The organism is Streptomyces sp. PA03-3a (genome assembly GCF_033792735.1).
In the GTDB taxonomy this organism is placed as follows: Bacteria; Actinomycetota; Actinomycetes; order Streptomycetales; family Streptomycetaceae; genus Actinacidiphila.
This window is the reverse complement of the sequence record NZ_JARAVM010000030.1, coordinates 53492-66622: the sequence shown is the minus strand read 5'-3', so window position 1 is coordinate 66622 and position 13131 is coordinate 53492. Positions and strand designations below refer to the sequence as shown.

Below are 13131 nucleotides of genomic sequence, written 5' to 3'. Positions count from 1 at the left end.
ATGTCCGGCTCCCTGCCCGCCGTGGTCCGCAACCACATGGCCGCCCTGAGGATGCTGCTGGTGTTCACGGTGCTCCTGGGCATCGCCTACCCGCTGGCCGTCACCGGCGTCGCCCAGGCGGCGTTCTCCGACCAGGCCAACGGCTCCAGGATCACCCAGGACGGCAAGACCGTCGGTTCCAGCCTCATCGGCCAGAACTTCACCCTCCCCAAGAAGAACCCGGACGACGCCGAGGAGGCCGCCCGCCCGGACCCGAAGTGGTTCCAGCCGCGTCCCGGCGGCTACGACCCGCTCGTCACCGGCGCCTCCAACCTCGGCCCGAACGACGAGGGCCTGGTGACGACCATCAAGGAACGCCGGGCCGCCGTCGCCGAGTTCGACGGAGTCGCCCCCGAGGACGTGCCGGTCGACGCCGTCACGGCCTCCGGCTCCGGCCTCGACCCGCACATCTCACCCGAGTACGCCCGCGAGCAGGCCGAGCGGGTCGCCCGGGCCCGCGGCCTGGACGCCGGCGCCGTGCGCACGCTGGTGGAGGACCACGTCCAGGGCCGGATCCTCGGCTTCCTCGGCGAGGAGCGCGTCAACGTCGTGGAACTCAACCGGGCGCTGACCGATCTGAAGTGACGTCCCGTCACTGTCGAACCGCCCGCACCACGCCGCCCGTACAAGGAGGGACATCCGGTGACGCAGCCAGTCGTCCCGGCCCCGGCCGGCACCCCCCGGGGACGGCCCGGCAGACTCAAGGTCTTCCTCGGGGCGGCCCCCGGAGTCGGCAAGACCTACCGCATGCTCGACGAGGCCCGGCGCCGGGCCGCCCGCGGCACCGACGTCGTCGTGGGCTACGTCGAGTGCCACAGGCGCCCGCGCACCGAGGAGATGCTCGACGGCCTCGAGATCGTGCCCCGCGCCGAACGCGACTACCGCGGCACCGCCTTCACCGAGATGGACCTCGACGCCGTCCTCGCCCGCGCACCCGAGGTGGCGCTCGTCGACGAGATGGCCCACACCAACATCCCCGGCGGACGCCACACCAAGCGCTGGCAGGACATCGAGGTGCTCCTCGCGGCCGGGATCGACGTGATCACGGCCGTCAACATCCAGCACCTGGAGTCGCTCAACGACGTCGTCGAGAAGATCACCGGCGTGCCGCAGCGGGAGACCGTCCCGGACGAGGTCGTCCGCCGCGCCGACCAGATCGAGCTGGTCGACATGCCCGCCGACGCGCTGCGCCGCCGCATGGCGCACGGCAACGTCTACGCCCCGGAGAAGGTCGACGCGGCCCTGTCGAACTACTTCCGCGTCGGCAACCTCACCGCGCTGCGCGAACTCGCCCTGCTCTGGGTCGCCGGACGCGTGGACGAGGCGCTGCAGAGGTACCGCTTCGAGCACGGCATCGGCGGTGTCTGGGAGACCCGGGAGCGGGTCGTCGTCGCCGTGACCGGCGGCCCGGAGGGCGAGACCCTCATCCGCCGCGCCGCCCGCATCGCCGCCCGCTCGGCCGGCGGGGACCTGCTCGCCGTCCACATCGTGCGCAGCGACGGCCTGGCCGACGCCTCACCCGCCGCCCTGACCCGGCAGCGGGCCCTGGTGGAGAGCCTCGGCGGCACCTTCCACCCGGTCGTCGGCGACCACGTCCCCGACGCGCTCCTGGACTTCGCGCGGGCCGAGAGCGCCACCCAACTGGTGATGGGCACCAGCCGCCGCGGCCGGCTCGCACGGTTCCTGACCGGACGCGGCGTCGGCGAGACCATCGTGGAACACTCCGGCGACATCGACGTCCACATGGTCACCCATGAACGCGCCGGACGCGGACGCCTCCTGCCCGTCCCCTCCAGCAGCCTGCCCCTGGCCCGCAAGGTGGCCGGACCCGTCGCCGGGTTCGTGCTGCCCGTGCTGCTCACCACGGTCCTCGCGAACTCCCGCGGGCACCTGAACCTCACCAGCGAGGCCCTGCTCTTCCTGCTGACCGTCGTGGGCGTCGCCTGCATCGGCGGCGTCGTCTCCGCGCTGCTCGCGTCCGTGACGGCGTCGCTGCTGCTCAACTACTACTTCATACCGCCCCTCGGCCGGTTCACCATCGGCGAGACCAACAACGTGCTGGCGCTGGCCGTCTTCGCGCTCGTGGCCGTGACCGTCGCGACGATCGTGGACCGCTCGCTGCGGCTGTCCCGGCGCGCGGCGAGCGCCACCGCGGAGGCCGAGACGCTGTCCTCCCTCGCCGGGGGCATCCTGCGCGGCGACCAGGCCGTCGAGGTGCTGCTGCACCGAACGCGGGAGGCCTTCGGCATGGAGTCCGCGGAACTCGCGCACCACTCCGACGGCGGCCCGGTGCCGGTCGACGACCCCGCCGAGGGCGTGGTGGCCGTCCCCGTCGGACCCGACGACGTCCTCGTCCTGCGAGGCCGGCGCCTCGCGGCCTCGGAGCGGCGCGTGCTCATCGCCTTCGCCGGGCACGTGGCCTCCGCCCTCGAACGGGCCCGGCTGGCCGAGGCCGCCGCCGAGGTGGAGCCGGTCAGGGCGGCCGACCGGATGCGGACGGCACTGCTCGCGGCCGTCAGCCACGACCTGCGCACCCCGCTCGCCGGTGCCTGGGCGGCCGTCAGCTCGCTGCGCAGCCGCGAGGTCGAGTTCTCCGCCGAGGACCAGGAGGAACTGCTGGCCACCGCCGAGGTCTCCCTGGACCGGCTCAACCGGCTGGTGGACAACCTCCTCGACATGAGCCGGCTGCAGGCCGGCGCGCTCAGCCTCGTCCTGGAGCCGGCCTCGGTGGCCGAGGTGGCCTCCCTCGCCCTCGACAGCCTCCCCGAGAGCGCCGTCCCCGTCACCACCCGGGGACTGGACGGCATACCGTTCGCGCTCGCGGATCCGCCGCTCCTGGAACGCGTCATCGCCAACCTGGTGACCAACGCCCGGCGGCACGCCCCCGAGGGCACCGCCGTCCTGCTCAGCGCCAGCTCCCTCGGCCCGCGCATCGAGCTGCGGGTCGCGGACCGCGGCCCCGGGCTCCGGCCCGCAGACCGGGAGCGGGTCTTCGAACCCTTCCAGCGGCTGGGCGACACCGACAACACCACCGGCCTCGGCCTCGGGCTCGCCCTCTCCCGCGGGCTGACCGAGGCGATGGGCGGCACCCTCACCCCCGAGGACACCCCTGGCGGAGGTCTCACCATGGTCCTGTCCCTGCCCACCGCCGGCGGTCCGGCCGACCAGCCCGCCGACCCCGTCGGCGGCGAGGAGGCGCTGACATGAGGCGCGTCCTGATCGTCGACGACGAACCGCAGATCCTGAAGGCACTGGACATGGACCTGACGGCACGTCACTACGCCGTCGCCACCGCGCCCGACGGCACCACCGCGCTCCTGCTGGTGTCCCGGCAGCCGCCCGACGCCCTCATCCTCGACCTCGGCCTGCCCGACATGCCCGGGACCGACATCATCCACGGCGTACGGGCCTGGAGTCCGCTGCCCATCATCGTGGTATCCGGGCGGACCGGTCCGGCCGACAAGGTCGAGGCGCTCGACGCGGGGGCCGACGACTTCGTCACCAAGCCGTTCTCCATGGACGAGCTGGCCGCCCGGCTGCGCGCCGTGCTGCGCCGCCCGCCCGCGCTGCAGGAGCCCGAGACGGTCGCCATCGCGGACTACCGCGTCGACCTGGGCGCGTTCACCGTCGAGCGCCGCGCCGGCACGGGCGATGCCCCGCGGCTCACGCCCACCGAGTGGCGGCTGATCGCCCCGCTGCTGCGCAACCCGGGGCGCCTGATCACCGGGCGCCAGCTGCTGCGCGACGTGTGGGGTCCCGGCAACGAGAAGCGCACCAACTACCTGCGCGTCTACCTCGCCACCCTGCGGCACAAACTGGAACCGGACCCCGCCCACCCGCGCCACCTGATCACCGTGCCCGGCATGGGCTACCGCTTCGAGCCCTGAGCCGGCGCACAACGAGCGGCCCGCCCGGTGAGCCCACCGGGCGGGCCGCGTCGTACGCGTCAGGGCGCTCCGAGGGCGTGCCTCGTCCCGGCGCTTCCTGACGACGCCCTGACGCGCGCCCTCGCGGCGGCGTCAAGGCGCCGGCTTGCCCGCCTCGCTGTGAGCGCGATGTATCGGTATTCCTGCTGATTCATCACCCCATGGGTGGCGGGGTGATCGCGGGCTCACCGTTGCTGTACATTCCGCGCTTCCGCCGTGACACAAGGAAAAGGGTCCATGAGTACTCGCCGCCTGACCGCCGCACTCGCTCTCCCCCTCGCGCTGCCGCTCGCCGCCTGCGGCGCGGAGAAGGGATCCGCGCCGGCCGTCGCCGGGAGTCCCGCGGCGACGCCGTCCGTCGAACAGTCCCGCCAGAGCCCCAAGTCGCCGGAGGAGTTCCTCGACCTCGCGGAAGCGGCGATGTCCGGCGAAAGCGGATGGACCTTCTCGGTCACGGGCAGTGAGGGGCTGACCCTTCAGGGACAGCGGAGCGCTGCCACGTACCGGGCCACGGTCCACCGCGGTACGGACCCCGAGGCGTTGCACTCCGAGGGGGTCAGCACCAACAGCAAGGGGACGAAGAAGAGCGAGGAGATCTATGTCGTGGACGGCACGGCATACGTGAAGGAGGACGGTGCGGCGTGGAAGCACGCACCCGCTTCCGACCCCGAGATGGAGAACAAGACCGAGGACCCGGTCGCGGCCGTCGCGGAGTTCAGGACGTACGCGAAAGCCGCCGGCGGCGGCGATGTGAAGCTGACGAAGGCACGCGGCACGGTCGAACTCCGAGTGACCGGCGGCAGGCAGAAACTGGCCGCCGTAAAGGACCGGGCGTGGGCGAAGAAGGCGCGGCGGGAGTTCGCACCCACGGCCGAGCAGTTGCGCGACGCCGGTGTCCCCGTGAACGACGACCAGCTGACCCTGTCCCGGCTCCAGGAGGTCCTGGTCCTGGACGCGACGACATACCGGGTCAGGAGCCACCGCTATGAGCTCGAAATCCTCGTCCCGTATGCGGGCGGCGGGGACATCGCGTACGAGCAGGACGTCCGTGAGGAGAACCAGGGCGCGTACGCGGGGCGCATCGAACTGCCCGGCGACGTCGGCGCGTGACCAAGTGCCGCAGGGGCCCGGTGACTCCGGGGAGCGGGAGGATCAGTGCCCGTGCGCCCCGGCGCGGTGCACCGGGCCGTGCGGCTCGCCGCAGTGGCCGCCCGCCGCGCCGGCCGGGGTGGCGCCCACGGTGAGGAGTTCGGCGGGCGCGTGGTCGACCTGCAGGGTGGTGTGGGTGAGCCCGTAGTCCGCGCCCAGCAGATGCTCCAGGTCGCGGCGGACGGCGTGGCAGTCCCCGCCCGGCTCGACCAGGACGTGCGCCGACAGCGCCGGCTGACCGGAGGTGATCGTCCAGATGTGCAGGTCGTGGACCTCGGTGACCGCCTCGTGGGCGGCCAGCCGGTCGCCCACCTCGTCCGGGTCCAGGCCCGCCGGGGCCGCCTCCAGGAAGATCCGCCCCGAGTCGCGCACCAGGCCGCACCCCGCCCTGAGCATGAGGCCGACCACCACGAGCGTCGCGATGGCGTCGGCGCGGACGAAGCCGGTCAGCAGGACGACGAGGCCCGCGACGGCGGTGCCGATGAAGGCGTACAGGTCGTTCAGCACGTGCTGGAACGCGCCCTCGACGTTGAGGGACGTGCGGTTGGCCCGCGACAGGCACCAGGCCGCGCCGATGTTGACGACCACTCCGGCCAGCGCGGTGACCAGGACCGGGCCGCCCGCCACGTCCGGCGGCGAGACGAGCCGCCGCACCGCCTCGTACGCCAGCCACGCGGCGAGCAGCAGCAGGGTGATGCCGTTCGCCTGCGCCGAGAGGATCTCGGCCCGCTTGAGCCCGTACGTGAAACCGCCCCGCGCCGGGCGCGCCGCCAGCCGCATCGCCACGAGCGCCAGCACGATGGAGGCGGCGTCGGTGAGCATGTGCGCGGCGTCGGAGAGCAGGGCGAGTGACCCCACCAGCAGACCGACGACGACCTCGACGGCCATGAAGCCGGCGATCAGGCCCAGCGCGAGGCCCAGCCAGCGCCGGTCGGCGTTCTCGGCCACCCCATGCGCGTGACCGTGACCGTGCCCATGCCCGTGCTCATGTGCGTGCTCGTGACCGTGCGCGTTCATGGTGCGGTGACCTCCCCGTTCCAGGTGCGACACCCGCAGGGAAGCACATGGGTGCCGTGATCGGCAAAGACTGCACCGGTGACCGTTGTCAACTTCGGTAAGACGACGGTGACCTGCGCCGGTGCCCGGCGGGTCGGGGAGCGGACGGAGCCCCCGGCCGCGCCCGGCGCCGGGGGCGCCGGGAGGCGGCGAGCCTCCCGGGCGCCCCCCCGCGGGGTCAGGGGGTCGGGTTCGCTCCGCGGGTCGCGAGCATTCCGGCCATCAGGCGGATCTCCGCCTCCTGGCCCTCGACCATGCCCGCCGCCAGGCGCCGCACCTGGTCGGTCCGTGCGAGGTCCGCGGCCGCGGCCGCCATTTCCACACCGCCCTTGTGGTGGGCGGTGAGCAGTTGGAGATAGAGGACCGCGGCGGCTCTGCCGTGGGCCGCCCCGAGGCGTCGCAGGTCGGCGTTCGTGGCCATGCCGGGCATCAGCGACCCGTCGTGCGGCGAGTAGGCCATGCCGTGGCCCATCCACCCCATGGGCGGCTGCGAGGACGACTTGGGCAGCCTCCAGACGTCCAGCCAGCCCAGCAGCATGCCGCGCTGGTTGGCCTGGGTGTTGATGACGTCGTAGGCGAGCCTGCGGACGTCCTCGTCGTCCGTGCGGTCGCGGACGATCAGTGACATCTCCACCGCCTGCTGGTGGTGGATCGCCATGTCGCGCGCGAAACCGGCGTCCGGCGAGTCCGTGCCCGGGGTGCCCCCGCTGCTGGGGCGCGCCGTCAGCAGGGTGAAGGCCAGGGCCGCGAGCACGACCAGCGCCATGCCGCCGGCGAGCACGAGCAGCGGCCTGCCCGCGCCCCGGGCGGCGGTCACGAGGCCTTGCCCCCGGTGCAGGGCGCGCCGGGCTCCGGGGTCTGGTCGCCCTGCACATAGGTGTCGAAGAACGTCGCCACGCGCGGGTCGTCCGCCTTGGTGACGCCCAACTGGTGGCCCCACGCGGTGAGGGTGATCGGCGAGGCCTGGTCGGCGTACGGGCTCATCAGCGAGTAGGGGGTCTTCGAGACCCGGGCGCTGAGCGTCGTGACGTCGGCGTCCGTCGCCTTGCCGGTGTACGTCACCCACACCGCGCCGTGCTCCAGGGCGTGCACGGCGTTCTCATTGGCGAGGGGCTTGTCGTAGACGTCGCCGTTGCAGTTCTGCCAGACGGGGCTGTGGTCGCCGCCGGCAGGCGGGCTCATGGGGTACTCGACGGTCTTGTCGACGTGGTTCTGCGTGAGGCCGGACCACGTCTTCTCCCCGCTGACGGAACCGGCCGCCGCGGACTTCGCGTCGTCGCCGCCGCTGTCGTTCGCGGCGTTGACGAGGTAGACGCCGCCGCCGACCAGACCGACGAGGACCGCCGTGCAGGCGGTGATGGTGATGACGCGGTTGCGGCGTTCGCGGGCCTGCTCCTGGCGGCGTATCTCCTCGACGCGCGCACGGCGGTCTGTGGCCCTGGCCTTGGAAGGGGGGGAACCCATGGCATGTCCTGATTCCCCGCCGCGTCGGTCACGCGGCGGTGCTGGTGGAAGGGTCGGATGACGATCGGCGCGCACCGGCGGTCGCCGCCGGTGCGGTCGGCCTTCTACGTCCGCTGGATCTGGAGCATGTGCAGGTCGAGGGAGCGCACGGTGCCGGGGGACGGCGCGCCCAGTCCCGCGGCGGCGACCGCGGGCGGCCACACCGACGGCGGTTCCGCGCCGGGGAGGTGCGGCAGGGGAGCGGAGCCCAGGGTCACCGGCGTGTGCTCCGCGGGGGAGCAGCCGTTGCCGCGTCCGCCGGGGTCGTGGGCGTCCGTGCAGACCTCGTCGGCGACGTACGCGAGGTGCGAGGAGACGAGGGTGCGGGCCGGGCCGTACACGTCTTCCGGAGGCCCGGCGTGGCCGCAGATCCCGAGGGCGGCGAGCAACCCGCACAGGACGAGGACGACACCGTTCACGCGGGCGGGTATCGCACCGCCTCGGCCGGCTCCTCCGTCACTGCGCATCGCGGCAGATCGTACCCGCCGCCGCGCGCCGTATCCGCGCCGGGTGCGCTCCGGCGGGAAACCGGCGTGCCCGCCACCGGGGAGCCGTGCCAGGCTGCTCCGCATGGACGTTCGCCTGCAGCCGTGGTCGGAGGGAGCCCTTCCGCTCCTCCGGCTGATCAACACGCATGAGATGCGGCGGCACGTCGGCGGCCCGGAGCCCGAGGAGCTGCTGCTCGCCCGGCACGAGCGCTACCTCGCCCTGCCGGAAGCCGGCCTGGGGCGCATGTACGCCGTACTCCTCGGCGAGGAGCCGGTCGGCAGCATCGCCTACCACCGCCGCGACTGGCGGGGCGAGGCTATCTACGAGACGGGGTGGAACGTCCTGCCGCCGTACCAGGGCCGGGGCATCGCCGCCGCCGCCGGTGCCGCGCTGGTCGCCGTCGTGCGCGAGGCCGCCCGAGAGGCGGGGGCTCCCCGCGCGCTGCACGCCTTCCCGTCCGTGCGGAACGCCCCGTCGAACGCCCTGTGCCGCCGCCTCGGGTTCGCCCTGCGCGGCGCCTGCGATGTCGAGTACCCGAGGGGCAGCGGCACGATGATGCGCAGCAACGACTGGCGCCTCGAACTCGCCGCGCCGCACCGGGCGGTGCCTCGCTGAGACACGCGCCCGGGCCCGTCACGCCGCCCCCGGCCGCAGCGGCTTCCTGGGAAAACCTCGTTGGCCGTGCCGACGCCCCGGGGGATCATCAGGTGCCCCGTCCGTTCGCGCGGCGGCGGTCGTTCGTGTGCCGTCCTGGGAGGGGTCCTGCATGCCGCCTGAACCGGTAGTCCTGCGCGTGTTCGGAGACGGGCCGTTCGCCGAGATGGGAGAGCCCGCGTCGGCCGTTGTCGACGACACGTCGCGGCTCGTGGCCGTGGGCGGGGACCTCGGCGCCCTTCAGTGGAGGGGCAGCGGGACCGGGAATTCCAGATGGACGGGGCACCGGGTCGGCGTGTACGAGCGGGACGGCCTGCGGTGCAGGCATCTGGTGCGGTCCCGTCACCCCGTGCGAACCCTCGCGTTCCACCCCGTGCTTCCCCTGCTCGCCGTCGGCACCGGCCGTTACGACGGCGGCTACTGCTTCGAGGGCGAGCTGCTGCTGATCCACCTCGACACCGGTGACGTCGTGTCCGTCCTGCACCACAGCCGGGAGGTGCTCCACGCGGAGTGGCTCAGCGGAACGGCACTGCGGCTGGTCCTGGCGCCGTCCGACGACTGGGACAACCCGCGCGCACACGAGCAGGGGCATGCGGTCGTCGTCACACGCGCGGACTGGGGCTCGGTCGGGCGGAGGACGGTCGGCGCCGACGAACTGGCCGCCCCCGCGGTGCCGGCGCCCAGGCAGGACCACCGAGCGGACGCCCGCCGGCTCCTGGCCGACCTCGCGGCCGCCGCCGGCCGCACGTGGTTCGTACGCCGAAGGGTGTGGGCCGTCGAAGGGCTGGAGGACGGCCGCGTCCTGGCCGCGCTGGACGGGGTGCTGGCGGAGGCGTGGCTGCCCTCGGGCGAGCGGCACTGGGCGGTAGAGGACGAGGAAGGAGGCCGGCAGCTGCTCATGGCCTCCGGCGGCGCGTCCGTGTGGGCCAACGCCGAACGCGGAGCTCGTCGCAGGGGAGGACGCCGGGAGACGTCCGCGCCTCGCCTCGCCCGGATCTCCGCGGACACGGGGCAGGTGCTGGAGACCCTGAGTACGGGCGTGTTCTCGATTCTCGTCGCCGGCGGCGGCCGGGCGGTCCTGCGGCCCGTGGAGGACCGCCGCAACAGTCGCAGCCGGCTGACGATGTTCGACCTCGAGGGTCCGGCCGACGGCCCGGAGGCCGGCCCCTTCGACCTCGTCAACCACCCGTTCGCGGTCCGTGGCGCGAGCCGTCCCTACGTCCTGGTGGGCACCGACCCGGACAAGCCCCACAGGGACAAGTGGGTCGCGGCCCTCGGTGCCGACGGGGAGTTGCGGCGGCTCTACCCGCACTCCTGGGTGCCGGCGGAGCATCACTTCGGAGGTCCCGCGGTCGAGATCGGGCAGTCTCTGGTGTACGCCGGGGCCGTCCACCACGGCCATGGGCTGCAACCCGGTGGAGCCTACGTCGTACGCAGGTCCCCGAACGGAGCGGTGCGGTGGCAGCACCGGAGCGATCACCCCGTCACCGCCCTGGAAACCGACGGGGACACCGTCTACGCCGCCTGCAACTCCGGTGCCCTCACGGCGCTGGACGCCGGCGACGGTACGGTGCGATGGCACACCGACCTCGCGGTCGACGGCGCGCCGACCGCCGCCCTGTCCCTCGCGGTGACGCCCCTGGGACGCCTGCTCGTGGGGACCGTCGACGGCCGTGTACTCGAGTGCGCCCTCTGAACCGCACGCTCTGAACCGCCGGGTCAACGGCGGTGGCGGGCCCGGCGTTTGGGGGAGCGGCGGTCCGTCACCAGGAAGAGGACCAGCAGCGCCGCGACGACGCAGATCGCCACCGTCTCGGCCGTGAAGAGCAGTTCGCCGATCCCGCGGTCCCTCGCCTCCACGGGAGGGACGTAGACCTCCCGCGACGGGCCGCCGGAGGGCGCGCCGTGGGGCAGGAGGAGGCGCGGGGGCGCCGTGCGGAGGCTCATCGCCGACCAGTATCGCGGCTTCGGTCCCGCCGCGGGACGAGTCGGCCGGCAAGGGGGCGCCCGGGCCGGCGCCGCGCGCCGGGTCAGTCGGTGAGCGCCGGGTGCGCGGCGGGGCGGCGCAGGAGCCATCGCAGGAAGGTCCGCCGCGGCGGCCGCGCCCGCACCTTGCCGAACTCCAGCCCGCCCGCCAGTTCCACGCGCAGTCCGACCGGTGTCGCCGGGCCTGCCGCGGGCCGGATGTCCACCGTGCCGAATGCGACGGTCAGTTCGTCGGCGTCCACCACGATGCCGGGCCGGGTCACGAGCACCAGGGAACTTCCGCGGACGTCCATGTCGATGCGGAGGGTGTCCTGAGTGATCACTGCGTGGGTGAAGTCCAGCACCACCTCGCCCCACTCCGACCGGACCTCCATGCGCCGCGGCACGACCCACCGGTCGACGCGGCGGTACGAGCCCCCGCGGTTGTCGACGCGGACCACGTCCTTGACGTCCGGGGCGGCGGTACGCGGTGTCCCGGCGGCGGCCGGCAGGTCGGCGGTGAGCGGGGCCAGTTCGTCGAGCGTACGGGCCGACAGGGCGGCCTCCAGGCGCTCGTCCAGCTCGGCGGCGGACAGCAGCCCGTCGCCCGCGGCCACGGTCAGGACGTCCACGACCCGGTCCCGGTCCGCGTGCGAGGCCCGCAACGGGGGCGGCCCGGGCGGGGCGCCCGTAGCGGACGGCACACCGGTGGGCCGGATCTCTCCCGGCATGTCCCCACCCCGTTCCGGTCGGCGCCTCCGGGGAGACGCGATACACCATTCGCGAACTAACGCTATATCGCGTCATGGGCGCACGCCAAGCCCGCACCCCGCTCCACGCCGGGAGGGGGAACACCGGTGCGCCCGCGGCGGGTTTGCCGCCTGGGAGATGTCACAGACGGGGCGGCCGTCTTGTCCTTCCTGTGCACAGTCCCTGTTTGGAGGAACGCATGAGCGCTGAGCACGCACACTTGCCCCCGGGCGTCGAAGTGGTCGCGACCCTGCCCGAGGCGGCGGGCCGGATCCCGGCCGGCGCCGAGGCCAGGACGATCCGGGTCACCCTGGCGCCCGGTGACCCCGGAGCGCCGCCGCACCGCCACCCCGGGCCGGTCTTCGGCTACGTCACCGAGGGCGAGATCCTCTTCGAGCTGGAGGGGCAGCCGCCCCGGGTGCTCAAGGCCGGTGACGCCCTCTTCGAGCCCGGAGGCGACGTGATCCACTACCAGGGCGCCAACAACCTTCCCGATGCGCAGTCCCAGCTGGTGGTGATGATGTTCGCGCCTCCCGGCAGCCCGGTGCTGACCGTGGTCGGCGAGGAGGAACTGGCCGAACGGCGGCACCTGCGCGTCACGTCGTGAGGTTCCGCCGCTGAGTAGTCCTCGGCGGCGGGCCGGGTACGGGAAACCGTGAGGCTCCGGGTGGACCGGCCGTCGACCGAGTCCGGCTCGTCCGCCCGGAGCCTTTCATGCCGTCCGGGCCGGCTCGGGCCGATCGCCTTCGCTCATCCGGCACGGCGTTCACGGCGCCGGCGGCCGTCACCGGGCCGCCACGACGGACCGCGATCCGGGCGACGCCGGCAGCGTGCGGCAGTCAGGGGACGACGAAGCCGGGCCCGCGCCTCCCGGCGCCGAACCGCCGGCCGTCACCGCCACCGCGGCCCGGGCCGCGGGCCGACGAAACGCCCGGCGGCACGGACGGCAGGGACGGCACGGCCAGGACCGGGCAGCGGGCGTACGCGAAGCAGTGGGCCGCGACCGACGGCGCGAAGAGCCGCTGCCAGGGGCCGTGGGAACCGGCACCCACCACCAGTAGCGCCGCCCCGTCGCCGGCCACCTCCACGCGCCGGGCCCGGCCGCCCCAACGCCAGGACCGGGCGCAGCGACGGGTCCAGGGGCAGGTCGCCCTCGAAGACGGCGTCCAGGGCCACGAGCAGCCGGCGCCGGGCGAGCCGCCGCCACCGGTCCGGCTCCGGAGGGACAGGCGGCCATCGGCTCCGCGTCCCACCGGCACCGTCCCACGCCGCCTCCCAGGCGGTGACCACGGTCAGCACACACTCCCGGCGCCGGGCCTCCGCCGCGGCACGGCGCAGTGCCGCCCGGCTCCCGGGGGAGCCGCCGACGCCCACCACGACGCACTCTTCACGGACCTCGTTCATGCCTCCATCGAACTCCCCGGAGCGCGCGGACCGGAGGCCCTTGTCGCGATCCTGACGCCCCCCGCACGACCCGGGCGACCCGCGCCGTTAACGTTCGCGCGCTCACCGTCAACGTCGCGTCAGGGAGCACGGTCACCCCCCGGACCCCGGGCATAGCGTCCCTGATGCGTCCCGGACCGCCGGCCCCGGCCGGGGC

General features: G+C 74.0%; 14 protein-coding genes and 1 pseudogene. 7 read left to right on the top strand and 8 right to left on the bottom strand.

What is annotated here, in order from left to right:
* The 4 genes from kdpC to PV342_RS30510 all read left to right on the top strand — a co-directional run bounded on the left by kdpC (nt 1) and on the right by PV342_RS30510 (nt 5075).
* The gene (kdpC, locus tag PV342_RS30525; RefSeq protein WP_386995888.1) at nt 1–624 is read left to right on the top strand and encodes a potassium-transporting ATPase subunit KdpC; all 624 of its coding nucleotides are present in this window, start codon (nt 1–3) and stop codon (nt 622–624) included.
* Nucleotides 625–681: 57 nt separating this feature from the next.
* Nucleotides 682–3246, top strand: coding sequence for a sensor histidine kinase (locus tag PV342_RS30520; protein ID WP_500319496.1), 2565 nt, complete (start codon nt 682–684; stop codon nt 3244–3246).
* Entirely contained in the window at nt 3243–3926 is a 684-nt protein-coding gene (locus PV342_RS30515) for a response regulator (protein WP_400803708.1), read from the top strand. The genes PV342_RS30520 and PV342_RS30515 overlap by 4 nt, the downstream gene beginning before the upstream one ends.
* A 276-nt stretch (nt 3927–4202) precedes the next feature.
* A complete protein-coding gene (locus PV342_RS30510; protein ID WP_400803711.1) occupies nt 4203–5075 on the top strand; it encodes a hypothetical protein in 873 nt (290 codons plus the stop codon).
* Between the two features lie 42 nt (nt 5076–5117).
* Here PV342_RS30510 and PV342_RS30505 read toward each other — a convergent pair whose 3' ends face one another.
* From PV342_RS30505 to PV342_RS30490, 4 genes are all read right to left on the bottom strand, one after another.
* A complete protein-coding gene (locus PV342_RS30505) occupies nt 5118–6131 on the bottom strand; it encodes a cation diffusion facilitator family transporter (RefSeq protein ID WP_400803713.1) in 1014 nt (337 codons plus the stop codon).
* A gap of 217 nt (nt 6132–6348) precedes the next feature.
* Nucleotides 6349–6987: a DUF305 domain-containing protein gene (locus PV342_RS30500; RefSeq protein WP_386995898.1), complete on the bottom strand. Its 639-nt coding sequence runs from the start codon at nt 6985–6987 to the stop codon at nt 6349–6351.
* Nucleotides 6984–7634 carry a thioredoxin-like domain-containing protein gene (locus PV342_RS30495; RefSeq protein ID WP_400803717.1) on the bottom strand — a complete coding sequence of 217 codons (651 nt, stop codon included), beginning with the start codon at nt 7632–7634 and terminating at the stop codon, nt 6984–6986. Before PV342_RS30495 ends, PV342_RS30500 begins: the two co-directional genes overlap by 4 nt.
* A 104-nt stretch (nt 7635–7738) precedes the next feature.
* A complete protein-coding gene (locus tag PV342_RS30490) occupies nt 7739–8092 on the bottom strand; it encodes a hypothetical protein (protein WP_400803720.1) in 354 nt (117 codons plus the stop codon).
* A gap of 151 nt (nt 8093–8243) precedes the next feature.
* Here PV342_RS30490 and PV342_RS30485 point away from each other — a divergent pair, with 151 nt between their 5' ends.
* Both PV342_RS30485 and PV342_RS30480 read left to right on the top strand, forming a co-directional pair.
* A complete protein-coding gene (locus PV342_RS30485; protein WP_400803722.1) occupies nt 8244–8777 on the top strand; it encodes a GNAT family N-acetyltransferase in 534 nt (177 codons plus the stop codon).
* Between the two features lie 388 nt (nt 8778–9165).
* A complete protein-coding gene (locus PV342_RS30480; protein ID WP_500319492.1) occupies nt 9166–10512 on the top strand; it encodes an outer membrane protein assembly factor BamB family protein in 1347 nt (448 codons plus the stop codon).
* Nucleotides 10513–10535: 23 nt separating this feature from the next.
* Here PV342_RS30480 and PV342_RS30475 read toward each other — a convergent pair whose 3' ends face one another.
* A complete protein-coding gene (locus PV342_RS30475; protein ID WP_406261192.1) occupies nt 10536–10763 on the bottom strand; it encodes a hypothetical protein in 228 nt (75 codons plus the stop codon).
* Between the two features lie 83 nt (nt 10764–10846).
* A complete protein-coding gene (locus PV342_RS30470) occupies nt 10847–11512 on the bottom strand; it encodes a DUF1707 SHOCT-like domain-containing protein (RefSeq protein ID WP_500319490.1) in 666 nt (221 codons plus the stop codon).
* 218 nt (nt 11513–11730) lie between these two features.
* Here PV342_RS30470 and PV342_RS30465 point away from each other — a divergent pair, with 218 nt between their 5' ends.
* A complete protein-coding gene (locus tag PV342_RS30465) occupies nt 11731–12138 on the top strand; it encodes a cupin domain-containing protein (protein WP_026251689.1) in 408 nt (135 codons plus the stop codon).
* 232 nt (nt 12139–12370) lie between these two features.
* Here PV342_RS30465 and PV342_RS30460 read toward each other — a convergent pair whose 3' ends face one another.
* Nucleotides 12371–12613, bottom strand: coding sequence for a universal stress protein (locus PV342_RS30460; RefSeq protein ID WP_500319488.1), 243 nt, complete (start codon nt 12611–12613; stop codon nt 12371–12373).
* 208 nt (nt 12614–12821) lie between these two features.
* Nucleotides 12822–12935 (bottom strand): annotated as a pseudogene (locus PV342_RS30455) (hypothetical protein); the annotation flags it as partial.
* Nucleotides 12936–13131 lie beyond the last annotated feature (196 nt).